Origin of the sequence: Streptomyces sp. SID14436 (genome assembly GCF_010548465.1) — a bacterium.
GTDB lineage: Bacteria > Actinomycetota > Actinomycetes > Streptomycetales > Streptomycetaceae > Streptomyces.
Genome location: NZ_JAAGMD010000837.1, coordinates 1 through 14,337, shown reverse-complemented (window position 1 = coordinate 14,337; position 14,337 = coordinate 1). Strand labels below are relative to the sequence as shown.

General features: G+C 74.5%; 13 protein-coding genes and 2 pseudogenes. 8 read left to right on the top strand and 7 right to left on the bottom strand.

Annotated elements, in window-relative coordinates; genetic code table 11:
• The coding region (locus G3I53_RS30675; protein ID WP_164438987.1) for an ATP-grasp domain-containing protein at positions 1–1,070 on the bottom strand (1,070 nt) is incomplete at its 3' end.
• Between the two features lie 330 nt (positions 1,071–1,400).
• On the opposite strand from G3I53_RS30675, the gene G3I53_RS30670 reads away from it, so the two are divergent.
• Both G3I53_RS30670 and G3I53_RS30665 read left to right on the top strand, forming a co-directional pair.
• Positions 1,401–2,261, top strand: coding sequence for a metallophosphoesterase (locus G3I53_RS30670; protein WP_164334541.1), 861 nt, complete (start codon positions 1,401–1,403; stop codon positions 2,259–2,261).
• A complete protein-coding gene (locus tag G3I53_RS30665; RefSeq protein WP_164334540.1) occupies positions 2,258–2,935 on the top strand; it encodes a 4'-phosphopantetheinyl transferase superfamily protein in 678 nt (225 codons plus the stop codon). The genes G3I53_RS30670 and G3I53_RS30665 overlap by 4 nt, the downstream gene beginning before the upstream one ends.
• Before the next feature lie 113 nt (positions 2,936–3,048).
• On the opposite strand, the gene G3I53_RS30660 is transcribed toward G3I53_RS30665, so the two are convergent.
• The 3 genes from G3I53_RS30660 to G3I53_RS30650 all read right to left on the bottom strand — a co-directional run bounded on the left by G3I53_RS30660 (position 3,049) and on the right by G3I53_RS30650 (position 4,882).
• On the bottom strand, positions 3,049–3,282 hold the full coding sequence (locus G3I53_RS30660) for a hypothetical protein (protein WP_164338411.1): 234 nt from the start codon (positions 3,280–3,282) through the stop codon (positions 3,049–3,051).
• Positions 3,283–3,651: 369 nt separating this feature from the next.
• A complete protein-coding gene (locus tag G3I53_RS30655; protein ID WP_164338410.1) occupies positions 3,652–4,191 on the bottom strand; it encodes a toxin-antitoxin system, toxin component in 540 nt (179 codons plus the stop codon).
• Between the two features lie 31 nt (positions 4,192–4,222).
• Entirely contained in the window at positions 4,223–4,882 is a 660-nt protein-coding gene (locus G3I53_RS30650; protein ID WP_164338409.1) for a helix-turn-helix transcriptional regulator, read from the bottom strand.
• A gap of 223 nt (positions 4,883–5,105) precedes the next feature.
• Here G3I53_RS30650 and G3I53_RS30645 point away from each other — a divergent pair, with 223 nt between their 5' ends.
• The 5 genes from G3I53_RS30645 (at position 5,106) to G3I53_RS30625 (ending at position 8,339) form a co-directional block, all read left to right on the top strand.
• Positions 5,106–5,774, top strand: a complete 669-nt coding sequence (locus G3I53_RS30645; protein ID WP_164338408.1) for a hypothetical protein — start codon at positions 5,106–5,108, stop codon at positions 5,772–5,774.
• 119 nt (positions 5,775–5,893) lie between these two features.
• Entirely contained in the window at positions 5,894–6,220 is a 327-nt protein-coding gene (fdxA, locus tag G3I53_RS30640; RefSeq protein WP_164338407.1) for a ferredoxin, read from the top strand.
• Between the two features lie 6 nt (positions 6,221–6,226).
• The gene (locus G3I53_RS30635) at positions 6,227–6,994 is read left to right on the top strand and encodes a helix-turn-helix domain-containing protein (protein WP_164338406.1); all 768 of its coding nucleotides are present in this window, start codon (positions 6,227–6,229) and stop codon (positions 6,992–6,994) included.
• 108 nt (positions 6,995–7,102) lie between these two features.
• Positions 7,103–7,531: a hypothetical protein gene (locus G3I53_RS30630; protein ID WP_164338405.1), complete on the top strand. Its 429-nt coding sequence runs from the start codon at positions 7,103–7,105 to the stop codon at positions 7,529–7,531.
• 166 nt (positions 7,532–7,697) lie between these two features.
• Positions 7,698–8,339 carry a TetR/AcrR family transcriptional regulator gene (locus G3I53_RS30625; protein WP_164338404.1) on the top strand — a complete coding sequence of 214 codons (642 nt, stop codon included), beginning with the start codon at positions 7,698–7,700 and terminating at the stop codon, positions 8,337–8,339.
• 120 nt (positions 8,340–8,459) lie between these two features.
• Here G3I53_RS30625 and G3I53_RS30620 read toward each other — a convergent pair whose 3' ends face one another.
• Positions 8,460–9,491 carry a DUF2510 domain-containing protein gene (locus G3I53_RS30620; RefSeq protein WP_164438986.1) on the bottom strand — a complete coding sequence of 344 codons (1,032 nt, stop codon included), beginning with the start codon at positions 9,489–9,491 and terminating at the stop codon, positions 8,460–8,462.
• A 528-nt stretch (positions 9,492–10,019) separates the two neighbouring features.
• Between G3I53_RS30620 and G3I53_RS30615 the strand changes: the two are divergent.
• Positions 10,020–12,713 (top strand): annotated as a pseudogene (locus tag G3I53_RS30615) (AAA family ATPase).
• Between the two features lie 74 nt (positions 12,714–12,787).
• Here the strand turns inward: G3I53_RS30615 and pcaD are convergent.
• Both pcaD and G3I53_RS30605 read right to left on the bottom strand, forming a co-directional pair.
• Positions 12,788–13,960 carry a 3-oxoadipate enol-lactonase gene (gene pcaD / locus G3I53_RS30610; protein WP_164438985.1) on the bottom strand — a complete coding sequence of 391 codons (1,173 nt, stop codon included), beginning with the start codon at positions 13,958–13,960 and terminating at the stop codon, positions 12,788–12,790.
• Positions 13,957–14,337, bottom strand: a pseudogene (locus G3I53_RS30605) (3-carboxy-cis,cis-muconate cycloisomerase); the annotation flags it as partial. The gene pcaD and the pseudogene G3I53_RS30605, both read right to left, overlap by 4 nt.

Here is a 14,337-nt window from a genome sequence, read left to right as displayed (position 1 = left end):
GGCGCGGGCGGCTGCGCCGGCAGTCCGGCGCGCCGGCCCGGCATGCCCACCGGGCGCAGCGGGCGGGGGCCGGCCACCACGCTGTAGTCCTGGCCCAGGAACGGCGGTGTCATGACCCCCGGGTCGTCGCCGAGCGCCAGCCGGACCGCGGCCCAGGGTGCGTTGACGCCGCACAGCGACAGCTGGTGCAGCCCGCCCGCCGGGCGGGTGTTGACGTCCATCAGCACGGGCCGCTCGCCGAACATGCGGAACTGGATGTTGGACAGGTGGTGGAGCCCGAAGCCCTCCGCGATGCGCCGGGCCGGCTCCAGCCACTGCTCGTGCAGGGTGAAGCCCCGGCGCCGCCCGTTCTTCGTCCGGCCGACGGCCAGGCGGACCCGGTCGTCGGTCCCGGTGAGGCAGTCCACCGACACCTCCGGCTGTCCCAGCTGCGGCATCACCAGCCAGTCCACCGGCTCCTCCGCCTCCCGCACCGCGTCCAGGACCAGGTCGTAGGGCACGTACGGGCTGGGGAAGCCGTTCAACTGCGCGAGCGAGTACGGGGCTCGGGTGATCACGCGGAAGCCGACCCCGCCCGCGCCGGACGCCGGCTTGAAGCAGGCGCGATGCCCGCGAGCCTCCAACTCCTCGACGGCGCAGGCCAGTTCGTCGGCCGAGCGGACCCGCCACCACGGCGGCACGGGCACCCCGAGCGCCTGGACCGCCTCGTAGGCGATCACCTTGTCCTGGAAGACGGCCACCGCCTCGGGCGGCGGTGCCAGCAGGGCGGTGCCGACCGCCTCGAACTCCGCCCGGTGCGCCACGATCGCCGCCTGGTGCAGCCGCGGCACGAACACGTCGATGCCGCGCCACTCGCACTGGGCGAGCGCGTACTCCACGTACGCGGCCGGGGACAGGCCCTCGGGCTCCAGGTCCGCGGTGTCGGCGGCGGCCAGCACGGGCGAGTCGGGATCACCGTGGGTGGCATGGATCTCGACGGCCCGGTTGCCCGGATTCCGCCTCAGCTGATCCATGAAGAACACGTTCTCCGCGTACGTGCGGTTGAGCCAGACGCGTACGCAGGAGACCATGCATGCCGCCTTTCACGGTTCGCGGGCAGGGCCGAGCGGCCCGTGCCCGGGCAGGAGGTGTGGAGGGTCACCGGACCGCTCTGTGCGAAGGACCGTTCGCCGCGGTGGTGTCGGGCGCATCATACGGCTTCAGCGGCCGCAAACGTGCAACGCGTGTGTCACGGGCCCGGCGGAGGCCCGCGCCGGGCGTGCGGCGCGGCCGAAAGCGCCGGTCAGCGCCGTCGCGCGGGACAAGTCACCCTTGTCCCCCGCAAACGGATGTGATCTCGTGGAGGAGTACGGGGGTCCGCGGGGCGGGCCGCGGGGGGGCTGACCGAGGGGGAGACACGGGTGACGTCGGCGGACGGCGGCGGGGGACAGGTGTGGGCCATCAGCGACCTGCACATCGGGTACGCGGAGAACCGCGCGCTGGTGGAGGGGATGCGGCCGGCGTCGGACGACGACTGGCTGCTCGTGGCCGGTGACGTGGCGGAGACCGTCGACGACATCGCCTGGGCGCTGAAGACCCTCGCGGGCCGGTTCGCGAAGGTCGTGTGGGCGCCCGGCAACCACGAACTGTGGACGCATCCCAGGGACGCCGTGACCCTGCGCGGCGCCGCCCGCTACGAGCATCTCGTCGACCGCTGCCGCGAACTCGGCGTGGTCACCCCCGAGGACCCCTACCCGGTGTGGCGGGGGCCCGGCGGACCGGTGGCCGTCGCCCCGCTGTTCCTGCTGTACGACTACTCGTTCCTGCCGGCCGGCTGCAGCACCATGGCCGAGGGCCTGGAGTACGCCCACGGCACCGGCATCGTCTGCACCGACGAGCATCTGCTGCACCCCGACCCCTACGCCGGGCGGGACGAGTGGTGCCGCGCGCGCGTCGCCGCCACCGAACGGCGGCTCGCGGACCTGCCCGCAGACCTGCCCGTGGTCCTCGTCAACCACTATCCGCTGCACCGGCATCCGACGGACGTGCTGCGCCACCCCGAGTTCGCCATGTGGTGCGGGACCACGCTGACCGACGACTGGCACCGCAGATACCCCGTGCACACCATGGTCTACGGGCACCTGCACATCCCCCGGAGCACCCGGCGCGACGGCGTCCGCTTCGAGGAGGTGTCGGTGGGCTACCCCCGCGAGTGGCGCACCCGGAACCGGCCGCCGGGCCGGCTGCGCCGGATCGTCCCCGCGCCGGAGGGCGACCGGTGATCGGGGACCTGCTGCCGCCCGCCGTGGTCGCCGTGGAGTCCTACGGCGAGGACGGCGCCGACGCCCCGCTGTACCCGCAGGAGGCGGCGTACATGGCGCGCGCGGTCGACAAGCGCCGCCGGGAGTTCACCGCCGTACGGTCCTGCGCCCGCCGCGCGATGGAGCGGCTCGGCGTGCCCGCGCAGCCCCTGGTGCCCGGTGAGCGCGGCGCGCCCCGGTGGCCCTCCGGGCTGACGGGCAGCATGACGCACTGCGCGGGCTACTGCGCCGCCGCCCTCGTCCGGGCCGCTGATCTGGCGTCCGTGGGGATCGACGCCGAGGTGCACGGGCCGCTGCCCGAGGGCGTGTTGTCCTCCGTGTCCCTGCCGCAGGAGGCGGCGCGGATCGGCCGGCTGATCGGGGAGCGTCCCGAAGTGCACTGGGACCGGCTGCTGTTCAGCGCCAAGGAGGCCGTCTACAAGGCCTGGTTCCCCCTCACCGGCAGGTGGCTCGACTTCATGGAGGCCGACATCGACCTCTTCCCGGACCCGGGCGAGCGCACGCGCGGCGGCTTCCGCGCCGAGCTGCTCGTGCCCGGGCCCCGGGTGGGCGGGCGGACCGTGGGGTGCTTCGAGGGCCGTTGGACGACCGGTCGCGGCCTGGTCGCCACGGCGGTCGCCGTGCCGCACACCTGAACCACGACGAGTTGTGGGCCGGCGGGCAGCCCCGCCGCCCGCGTCGCCGTCCCTCTCCGCGTCGTCCGCCGCCGAGGCCGGCCGCCCCGGCGCCGGGGCGGCCGGGCGCCGCGTCACGGCTCGGGGCACCACTCCCGCAGCATGCGGAAGAACTCCTCCTCGTTGCCGCTCAGACCGGCCTGGGCGAGGGCGGCCTCCGCCTCCGCCAGCACCGAGGGCGGCACGACGGGGGGCCGCACCGCGTCGGGGCTGGTGCGCGTGTCGAGGGTGGCGCGCACCGTGTGCAGCAGGCGCAGATAGGCCTGGACGGCGGTGCGCTCGCGGTCGGTCAGTACAGCGGTCGGCATCGCTCGGCTCTCCCCGTGTCGTGATCGTGGGTCCCGCACCCCGCAGGGCGGAGCGCACCTCCAGCTTGCCGCCCACCACTGACAATCGGGCCTCGCCGCACGTCGATTCGCCCGCCCGGCGGAGACCGTCGAGCACCGGACAGCGGGCGGCCGGGGCTCACACGCCGGAGCGCGCCTTCCCGCACGCCCATCGCTGCCGCCCCTGGGCCGGGCATCCGTGCCGGCGCTTGAGCCCCGGGCTCGGTGCGGCCCTCGGGTCCTGGGCATGGATGCCGCGCCTGAGTCCTGGGCATGGATGCCGCGCCCGGGTCCTGGGCATGGATGCCGCGCCCGGGCCCCGGACCTCGGGCCGCCGGCGTTCGCCCCGGCTCAGCCCTTCGGCCCCAGGTATCCCAGGGACGCCTCGATCCGGCCCGCCAGATGGTCCCGCTGCACCGGGCCCCGCAGGGACGAACCCGCCAGCCACGTACGGCACTTGCTGGCCAGGAGAAGGCCGAACGCCTCCGCCTCCTTCTCGTCGGCCAGATCGAACCGGGTCCGGGCGGCGACCCTCATGACCGTCGCGGTCAGGGCCTCCTCGTCCGGGTCGTCGTCCAGCAGGCGGGTCGCCACCCCGGCGCCCGCCACGTGGTGGCCGCGGTGACCGGCCTTCATGTGCCACAGCTCGTGCCCCAGGATCACCAACTGATGGGCGGGGGCGGTGCGTTCCTCGATCACGACCAGGTCCCGGTCCGCCATGTCGAGCCACAGCCCGCTCGCCGTGCCGGGCGGGAACGCGGCCATGCGGAACTGCACCGGACGCCCGCGGCGCCGGCTCATCGCCGCGCACAGCGCGCCGTAGAGATCGGCGGGCCGCGCTGGGACCGGAAGCGTCAGCTCTGCGACCAACTCGCCGCACAGACGGCGCATTTCCCTACCGATGCCCACAGTTCTCCCCAGGTCACGACTCGGGTCGCTTGACGCTTTCCAGGAGCATGTCCAGCCACTCCGCGACCTTGTCCCGGTGCTGGTCGGTGGGCAGCTGGGCGGCCCGCCAGGCGATCCCGCGCACGCCGTGGTCCTGCAGCAGCCGCTCCAGCGGGTCGTCGTCGGCGGCGGCGGCCGACGCCCGCTCCCGGTCGGCCAGCTTCTGGAGCAGTTCCTGCTCGGTGTGCTGCAGAGCGCCCGCCAGCGCCTCCGGGTCCTCCGCCGTGAGGAAACCGGCGTGCACCCGGAAGAACCGCTGGATGGCGTCGCAGTGCTCCATGGTGGGCCGCCGGTCCCCGTTGATGAGGGCGCCGGCCTGCTGACGGGACATGCCCGCGCCGTCGGCGATCTCCTGCTGGGTGTACTTGCGGCCGTTCGGCTTGAGCCGGGTGCGGCGCAGCAGGTCCAGGCGCTGCACGAACCGGGCCTGCACGTCGCGCTCGCCGGCGGGGCGCCCGCTCAGCAGGGCCTTGACCACGCTCTCCGGCACCCCGGAGGCGGCGGACAGCCGGCCGATGTCGAAGACCTCGCCGTGCGGAACGCCGAGCCGGTCGGCGAGTGCGGCGACGCGGGCGACGACGGCCGGCAGCGCGGTCGTCGGCGCGGTGTCCGGACCCTCGAAGCCACCCGTCACCGACAGATCTCCTACGTCTCTCACAGGCTTCTCACAACCCGTCGCCGTGAACTTCACGGAGACTAGCCGGTGGTTCGAACTCACATCCAGGTCTCGCCACAACTGTGGCCAATTTCAGCCGTCAACGGGCATGGAATGCCACGATAGTTGACATGCTCGGGCGGCGGGCAGCAGGATCGGGGCGCCGCGTCAGGGCCGCACAGGCAAGAGGGGTGACCTCCCGATGGCACATCAGGCAGCAGGAGGGCAGCGGCAGGTACCGCGGCTCGTCCCCGACACTCCCGAGGCTCGGGCCTATCTGGCGGACTACGCCGCCTTCCTGGAGGCGGTCCCCTTCCCGTCCCTGGTCGTCGACCGCCGTTGGGACGTGCTGCTGTCCAACGGTCCTTTCCGGTCACTTTTCCGGCAGGTCGAGGCGCACCCGACCGCCATGCCCGACGACAACTTCCTCCGGTTCGTCCTGTTCCACCCGGACGCCGCCACCGTGCTCGGCGAGCACGAGGCGAGCTGGTGTCTGCCGATGCTCGCCCACTTCGCCCGGACCGTCGAGCGCTGCGCCCCCGACCCCGGTCTCCAGGCGATCCGCCGCGAGATCGAGCAGGACCCCATCATGGAGGTCGCCTACCGGCACGGGGTGCCGCACTGGCTGCGGGTGGTGGGGGAGGGGGCCGCCGAGCACGACGGGTCCGTGCGGCCGCTGATCCACCCCGACCCGCGCTGGGGTGCCACGGACTGCCGGATCGTCGTCGAGACGACTCCGACCCTCGACGACCTGGGGTGCACGCGCCTCACCCTGGTCCTGCGGGACGCGCGCCGCCCGGCCGCCGCCGCCCGGGGGCGCGGTGCCCGACGCGGTGCCACCCACCTGCGGGTGGTCCCCGCCGCGGACTGACCGCCGCTCCCTTCTCCTCGCTGGGCCGGCAGAGCCGGGAGGCCTCCAGGTCCGGCCCCGGTCACGGCTGCCACTATTTCTCCATGTAGAATTTGGGGAAATTCATGGAGGAGGCCGCCGTGACCTACGTGATCGCACAGCCCTGCGTCGACGTGAAGGACAAGGCGTGCGTCGAGGAATGCCCCGTCGACTGCATCTACGAGGGGCAGCGTTCCCTCTACATCCACCCCGACGAATGCGTGGACTGCGGCGCGTGCGAGCCGGTCTGCCCCGTCGAGGCGATCTTCTACGAGGACGACACCCCGGCCGAGTGGAAGGACTACCACCGGGCCAACATCGAGTTCTTCGACGACCTCGGTTCCCCCGGCGGTGCCTCGAAGCTGGGGCTGATCGAGCGGGATCATCCGCTGATCGCCGCCCTCCCGCCGCAGAACGGGCAGGAGTGAACCGCCGTGGAGCATGACCGCGCAGCCGCCCCGGCGAGCCCTCGCCGCCGGGCCGTACTGGAGGTGTTGCGCGAGGCCGACGGGCCGCTCGGGGTCGGTGACATCGCCGCGCGGATCGGGGTCCACGCGAACACGGTCCGCTTCCACCTGGACGCACTCGTGACGAGCGGTGCGGTGGAGGGGATCACGGAACCCTCGTCCGGCCGGGGCCGGCCCCGCACCGTCTACGCGCCCCGCCGCGGCATGGACCGGGGAGGGCAGCGCGAGTACCTGCTGCTGGCCCGGATCCTGCTGAGCCGTCTGGCCTCGGACGAGGCGGACGCCGAGACGGCCGCCGTCGAAGCGGGCCGGGCCTGGGGCGGGCATCTCCTGCCCCCCGTCCCGCCGTTCCGCACCGTGGAGGCCCGCGAGGCCGTCGAGCGCCTCACCGGCCTCCTCGCCGACCTCGGCTTCGACCCGGCACCCGTGCACGGCCCGCCGGACCGGCCGGCGGACCCGACCGCGACCGCCGATGCCGATACCCCCGTACACGCCCACGTCGACGCCGATGCCGATGACGGCGGGGCGGCCGATGGGGCGGAAGCCGGTCGCGTCCTGTTGCGGCACTGTCCCTTCCTCGAACTCGCCGAGGAGTACGGGGAGATCGTCTGCCCGCTCCATCTAGGCCTCATGCAGGGCGCGTTGGAGCAGCAGCGCGCCCCCGTCGCCGCCGTCCGGCTGGAGCCGTTCGCGGAACCGGACGTGTGCGTCGCCCATCTCGCCCCCGTCCCCTAGGACCGGTCGCGCCCGCTCCCTGCTCCGGGGCCGTACGGGGTCACGGCCCCGAGGCCCGGCGGCGCCGGGGCGAGGTGCGCCCGGGAGCAAAGAAGGAGCAGTACGGAAGTGAACTCGACGTCAGCAGCGGTGGCCGGGGCCGCCGTCTTCGTGTGGCTCGGCATGGTCCTGGCGATCTCCTTCCTGGAGGCGCCCCTGAAGTTCCGGGCCCCGGGGGTGACCATCCCGCTGGGGCTCGGCATCGGCCGCATCGTGTTCCGCGCCCTCAATATCGCCGAGGCGGCGCTCGCGGTCGTCGTCGTGGTCGCCGTGGCGACGGGCGGCCCGGATGCCGGGGTGATCGTGCCGACGGCCGTGGCGGTGGCGGTGCTGGCCGTCCAGCTGGGCGTCGTGCGGCCCCGGCTCAACCGCCGCTCCGACCGGGTCCTGGCCGGAGAGCAGGTGCCCAGGTCCTCAGCGCACCTGTACTACGTGGCGCTCGAGGTCATCAAGACGGTGGTGCTCCTGGTCCTCGGCGTCCTGCTGCTCGCCGTCTGAGCCGGGAGGGGCCCCGGAAGGACGCCGATTCGCTCCGGTACCGATTCGCTCCGGTACCGATAGGCACCGGTTCCGATACGGCCAGGTATCGATACGCGCGAGTACCGATACGCTCCCGTACCGGTACACTGGCGTATCGATGACCTGAGCCGAAGGAGCCGAACCGATGACGTCGCAGGCCGCGCGCCGACCGGAATCGTCCGGATCCGCCGCGCGCCGCTCCAAGATCACGCCCGAGCGTGAGCAGGAGTTCTTCGACGCCGTGCTGGACCAGATCCGGGAGCACGGCTACGACGCCGTCACCATGGAGGGCGTCGCGGCCAGCACCCGGTGCAGCAAGTCCACGCTCTACCGGCAGTGGGGCACCAAGCCCCGGTTCGTCGCCGCCGCCCTGCGCTCCAGCCCCCGGGCCCGGTTCGCCGGCATCGACACCGGCAGCCTCGCCGGGGACCTGCGGGCGGCCGCGCGGCTCGCCGGGGAGTGGGCCACGCGGGACACCGCGCTGCTCCAGGCGCTCGGTCACGCGGTCACCCAGGACCCGGAGCTGGCCCGGGCGCTGCGCGAGGCGCTCGTCGACCCGGAGATCGCTTCGCTGGAGGAGATCCTGCGCCGGGGTGTGGAACGCGGCGAGGTCGCGGCCGGCCATCCGGCCCTGCCCCATGTCCCGGCCCAGATCTTCGGCGTGCTGCGGGCCCGGCCCGTCCTGGAGGGCCGGAACGCCGACCCGGAGTACGTGCTCGCGTTCGTGGAGGCGGCGGTGCTGCCGCTCCTCACACCCCCTGGACCCGGGACGCCGTCGACGGGATGACCGGACGGCGGCCCGACCGCGCCGCACCGTGGGGACGGGGGCGGCGCGCATCCCCGGCCGGGTGGGGTGCCCTTTGAGCGGAAGGGCGCCCCACCCGGCCGTCGTCCGGGGACGTGCGGGTCAGACGTCCTGCCCCGCCCCGCTGCCGCCCTTCGCGGCCTCGATGCCCTGGGTGATCCGGTCGATGACGGTCTCCTTCTGGTCGGTGTCCACCCCGGCCCGCACCACGACGATCAGCTTCGGCTGGGCGGGCGAGGGGAAGGCGAGCGACTGGACGTAGCCGTCGGAGCCCTTGCTGGTGACCGCCTTCCAGCGCACCAGATAGCCCTTCTGTCCGGCCACCGTGACGGCCTTCGACTCCAGTACGTCGTGCGAGGTGATCTTCCCGTAGGACGTGCCGCCGTAGGACTCCTCCGCGTTCACGGCGATGTCGGCCTTGGCGACCTCCTCGGCGGTGGCGCCCCGGGTGCCGAGGGCCACGGCGGGGGCGGAGTAGGCGCCGCCCTTGACGCAGGTCTTGGACGTGTCACCGGGGCACTTGTAGGAGTCCTTCGACGATATGTGCGCGCCGGCGCCGATCTCCTGGCCGTACCAGCCCTCGGGGATGGGCAGGCTGATGCCGTTCAGCGCGTCGGTCACCGATCCGCTCTCGATGCGGGGCGGCTCGGATCCGTCCGGCCGCTCCGGACGCCGCTCCCCGTCGGAGCCGCCGGACCCTCCGGAGTCGCCGTCCGGCTCACCGCCGGGCCCGCCGTCCCGGTCCCGGGGAGTCTGCGACGCGGTCGGACCGCCGTCCCCGTCGTCGACGAGGACGTACACCCCGACCCCGATGCTCGCGAGCAGCACCACTGCGGCGGCCACGGCAGCACCGATCCGCAGGCCGCGCCCGCGGCCGGACGGCGGCGCGACCGGGTGGGCCGGGTAGCCGGGGTGCACCGGATAGGGCGCGGCGGACGGTGCCGGCGGACCCGCGAACGGGCCTCCCGTCGGCCCGGGACCCGGAGCCGGTGTGGGCGGAGCCCAGGCGCCGGCCTGCCCCGCCGGGCGGACCCGGTCCGTCCAGGCACTGCCGTCCCACCAGCGTTCGGTGGGCGGTCCGTCTTGCGTCTGCCCGGGGTCGGGGTACCACCCGGGGGGAGTCACCTGCGTCATGTCCCCACCGTATGAGGCATCGGTGAAAGCGGGATGAGAAGCCCCCTCGGGAAGGACTCCCGGCGCCGACGGCTCCCGCGCGCCATCGCCCCGGACCGACCCGCCTCCCCCGGGCCGACCCGCCCCCACCGATCCGACCCTGCACTCCGAGCCATCCAGCCGACGCGCCCCCCGACACGCCCCCCGAGCCGCCCCGATACGCGCCCCCTCAAGCTGCCCCCGACGCACGGGCCGACCGACGCCGTGGAAGACGCCGGACCGGGGCCGTCCGCCCCGCGAAGACCCTTCGCCGGGGCGGGGTGGCGCCACCCCGCACGGCCCGCCCACAAGAATCTGTCGGATCGTCACCTTCCGTCCCCTTGACAGCTGTTGACCATGCGAACCGCTGGTCGCGGGCCCGATGCGTCGACCCCCGTACCCCGAGTCACCCGTCACGGCAACACGTGCCCGGTCCCGCCACCGTGACGGCGACCGGGCCGCTACGCTCGAGTTCAGTACGTCGTTCGGGCGACTTGGGGAGGGAGCGGGATGACGGAGGTACGGCGCACGGCCGCCGCCTCGGCGCCCCTGTGGGAGCGGGACGAGGAAGTCGCCGCGCTCGCGGAGGCGGTCGACACCCTGTGCGCGGACCGTTCGTCCTCCGGCAGCCTGCTGGTGCTCCGGGGCGAGGCGGGCCTGGGCAAGACGGCGCTGCTCGCGGAGACCCGGCGGATCGCCGAACAGCGCGGCTGCACGGTGTGGTCGGCCCGGGGCGGCGAGACGCTGCGCTCCGTCCCGTTCAACGTGGTGCGCCAGTTGCTCCAGCCCGCCCTGGTGTCGATGCTGCCGGAGGAGGCCCGTGAGTACCTCGGCGAGTGGTACGACATCGCGTGACCCGCGCTCGGCATAGCGGAGCCCGGCGACGGGCACGTCGACCCGCAGAGCGTCTGCGACGGCCTGGTCGCCGCCGTGAGCCGGCTGGCCCGCCGGGACTGGCCGCTGGTGCTCCTGATCGACGACGCGCACTGGGCCGACCAGGAGACCCTGCACTGGCTCTCCGCGCTCGCCGAACGACTGACGGACCTGTCCGTCCTCGTCGTGGTGGCCCGCCGGCCCGGCGAGGTCTCCGGGGTGGCGGCCCGCCACCTGGAAGCCGTCGCCGCCGCGGCCGACCGCCCCACCACCACGCTCAGCGCCCTCACCCCCGCCGCCGCGGCCGGACTCACCCGCGCCACCCTGGGCGAGACCGCCGACGCCGCGTTCTGCCGCGAGGTGTGGGCCGTCACCGGCGGCAACCCCTACGAGACCGTCGAACTCCTCGCCAAGGTCCAGGACAGTGAACTGGAGCCCGTCGAAGGCCACGCCGGCCGGCTGCGCGACCTGAACCGGTCCGCCCGCGGCGGCGGCCTCGTCGCCCGCCTGGAACAGCTCGGCATCGACGCCACCCGCTTCGCCTGGGCGGCCGCCATCCTCGGCAGCGACATCACGGTCGACCTGGTGGCCCGCCTCGCCACCCTGGACCCCGACGAGGCGGTCCGCTGCGCCGAACTGCTGCGCTCCGCCCGCATCCTCACCACCCCCGACCCGGCGACCGGCCGCTCCGGCCCCCACGACCTGGAGTTCGTCCATCCGCTGATCGCCACCGCCGTCTACAACTCCATCCCCGACGCGCTGCGCCGGGCGATGCACGGCATCGCGGCCCGTATCGTCACCGACTCCGCGCTCGGCGCGGCGGCCGCCGCCCGCCACCTGCTGGAGGTGCACCCGGACGACGACGAGGAACTGGTCGCGCAACTGCGCGAGGCCGCCCGCGAACACCTCGCCGTCGGTGCCCCCGACGCCGCCCGCCGCTGCCTGGAACGCGCCCTGGAGGAACCGCCGCGCCCCGAGGTCCACGCGAGCGTGCTCTACGAACTCGGCCGCGCCACCTTCCTCACCGCCCCCGCGCGCACCATCGGTCACCTGCGCACCGCCCTCGGCATGACGGGGCTCGACGGCGACCAGCGGGTGGACGCGGTGGTCCGCCTCTCCCAGGCGCTGCTGCACAACGACCAGATGGAGGAGGCCGTCCGCACCGTCGAGGCGGAGGCCGCCCGGACGGAACCAGGACCGGCCCGGATGCGGCTGCAGGCCGTGCAGTTCATGTGGGAGGGCATCCACGCGGGGGAGACCACCTCGCCCGACCGCTCCGAGCGCCTGGCCGAGCTCGCCGCCATCTGCACCGGACGGGACAACTCCGAGCGTGCGCTGCTGATCCTGCGCGCCTTCGACGCCATGATGCGCGGCGAGAACGCCGAGGAGATCCTCGAACTCGCCGACCGGGCCCTGGTCAACGGCCGTCTCGCGCCCGGCCTCGGCTGGACCGACTCCGAGTGGGGCGTCGAACTCCTCCTGATGCTGGCGAGTGTCTACGCCTACACCGACCGCCTCGACCGCGCCGAGAGCATGTACAACGAGGCGCTGCGCTCCTACGAGTCGGCCGGCTGGAGCGGCGGCCACCTCGCGCTCGCGCACGCCTACGTGGGCCTGGGACACCGCAGGCGGGGCCGCCTGGAGGCCGCGGAGACGTCCCTGCGGGCGGCCCTGCGCATCGCCGAACGCGTCGGCCGCGGACTGCCCCTGTACTGGACGGTGACCTGCAACCTCATCGACACGCTGCTCGCCCGCGGCCACGTCGACGAGGCGCAGGCGGTCGCCGACCGGCACGATTTCGCCCCGCCCTACCCGTCCACCATCGCGCTGCCCGACCCGCGCTCCGTGCGTGGGCGCCTGCTGCTCGCGACGGGCCGCACCAAGGACGGCGTCAACGAGCTGGAGGCAGCAGGGAAAGCGGCCACCGCCCGCGGCCACCACAATCCCGTGCACCTCTTCTGGGCCGCCGACCTCGCCCGCGCCCTGGCCACCGAGGACCCGGGACGCGCCGCCCGGCTCGCCGTGGAGCTGCGCCGCCGGGCCGAACGCTTCGGCACCGACACCGCGATAGGAGAGGCGCTGCGGGTGGCGGCGGCCCTCGAGACCGGCCAGCGCGCGGTCCGTCTCGCCGGGCAGGCGGTCGCCTACCTGGAGTCCTCGCCCTGCCAGTACGAACACGCCGCCGCCCGTATCGAGTACGGGGCCCTCGCCCGCTCGGAGGCCGACCTCGCCCGCGGGCTGGCCCTGGCCCGCTCCTGCGGCGCGGACGGCCTGGTCGCCCGCGCGGAGGCCGAACTGCGCACCGTGGCCGCTCACGTACCGTCCCGCTGAGACGGACGCGGACCGCCGACCACGCGACGCCCCGCCTTCAGAAGCCTGGTCCGGGCCTCTCCTCCGCCCCGCCTTCAGAAGCCTGGTCCGGGCCTCTTCTCCCCCCGGACTTCCTCCGCCCGGGCTTCCTCCCCCCGGACTTCCTCCGACAGGACCCGCTGTGCCGTCGCGAACGCCGCGTTGGCCGCCGGGACGCCGCAGTACACGGCCGTCTGCAGCAGCACCGCACCGATCTCCTCGGGCGTGAGCCCGTTGCGCAACGCCGCCCGGACGTGCAGGGCCAGTTCCTCGTGGTGGCCGTGCGCGGTCAGCGCGGTCAGCGTAATCATGCTGCGTTCGCGGCGGGTGAGCGTCGGGTCGGTCCAGATCTCGCCCCAGGCGTAGCGCGAGATGAAGTCCTGGAAGCGGGCGGTGAACGGAGACTGACGCTGCTGCGCCCGGTCCACGTGGCCGTCGCCCAGCACCGCGCGCCGCACCTCCATGCCCCGTCCGGCGTCCCCCGCGAGGTGGCTGCGCAGCGCCGTGAGCACCGCCTCCGGGCGTTCGGCCGGGGCGAGGTGCGAGGCGCCCGGCAGTTCCACGAGGGTGGCGCCGGGCACCGCGTCCGCGATCTCCCGCAGGTGGGCCGGCGGTGTCGCCGGGTCCTCCCGGCCCGCGACGAGGAGGGTCGGCGCCGTGATCGCCGCCAGGCGGCCCCGCAGGTCGAAGGCGGCCAGCGCGTCGCAGCACGCGGCGTACGCCGCCGGGGCGGCCTCGCGGTGGTCCCGGACCAACCGGGGCACCGTGAACCCGGGGGTGAACCACCGGGCGTCGGCGCCCGCCGCGAGCCCCTCCAGCCCCTCGCGCCGGACCAGCGCCGCCCGCTCCTCCCACGGCCGGGCGCCGCCGAAATGGGCCGAGGAGCAGAGGACGGCCAGCGTCGTCAGCCGCTCGGGGTGATGCACGGCCAGGTGCAGTCCCACCGCACCGCCGAGCGAGACCCCCGCGTACCCGAACCGTTCGAGGCCGAGCGCGTCGGCGAGGTCCAGGACCAGCCCCGCCAGGTCGCCGACGGTCGCGCCGGGACCGATCAGCTCCGGCGCGGAACCGCCGTGCCCGGGCAGGTCGAAGCGCACCACCCGGCGGAAGGCGGACAGCTCGGGCGCCACCCGGTCCCACAGGGCGTACGAGGTGCCGAGGGAGGGGCCGAGCAGCAGCGGGGGAGCCGTCTCGGAGCCCTCGACGCGGTGGTGGAGGAGGCCGGTCACGGTCGCTCCAGAGCCTGGTCGGTGAGGGCGCCGGCCGCACCGGTGCCCTCCGTGGGGTCGGCCGCGCGGGCCAGGTCGATGCCGAGCAACTCGGGTTCAGTGGCGAGGAGTTCGGTGAGGTCGACGTCCTCTTCCCGGGCCTGTCGCGCCAGCCGGGTCAGCAGGTCCCGCGCGCGGGCGCGGCCGAGCACCGGCGTCAGCCGCGCGGACAGCTGCTCGGCGGCGATCAGTCCCCGGGTGAGCCCGAGGTGCCGGCGCATGGCCTCCGGGTGCACCCGCAGCCCCTCGGTCAGTTCGGCCGCGGCGCGGGCGGCGCCCCCGGTCAGCCGCAGCAGGTCCCGCAGCGGCTCCCACTCGGCGTGCCAGGCGCCGGCCGG

Excerpts from the sequence above, each read along its gene's own strand:
- G3I53_RS30660 (WP_164338411.1), bottom strand. The coding sequence starts at position 3,282 with ATGCCGACCGCTGTACTGACCGACCGCGAGCGCACCGCCGTCCAGGCC.
- G3I53_RS30655 (WP_164338410.1), bottom strand. The coding sequence starts at position 4,191 with ATGCGCCGTCTGTGCGGCGAGTTGGTCGCAGAGCTGACGCTTCCGGTC.
- G3I53_RS30645 (WP_164338408.1), top strand. The coding sequence starts at position 5,106 with ATGGCACATCAGGCAGCAGGAGGGCAGCGGCAGGTACCGCGGCTCGTC.
- G3I53_RS30625 (WP_164338404.1), top strand. The coding sequence starts at position 7,698 with ATGACGTCGCAGGCCGCGCGCCGACCGGAATCGTCCGGATCCGCCGCG.
- G3I53_RS30620 (WP_164438986.1), bottom strand. The coding sequence starts at position 9,491 with ATGACGCAGGTGACTCCCCCCGGGTGGTACCCCGACCCCGGGCAGACG.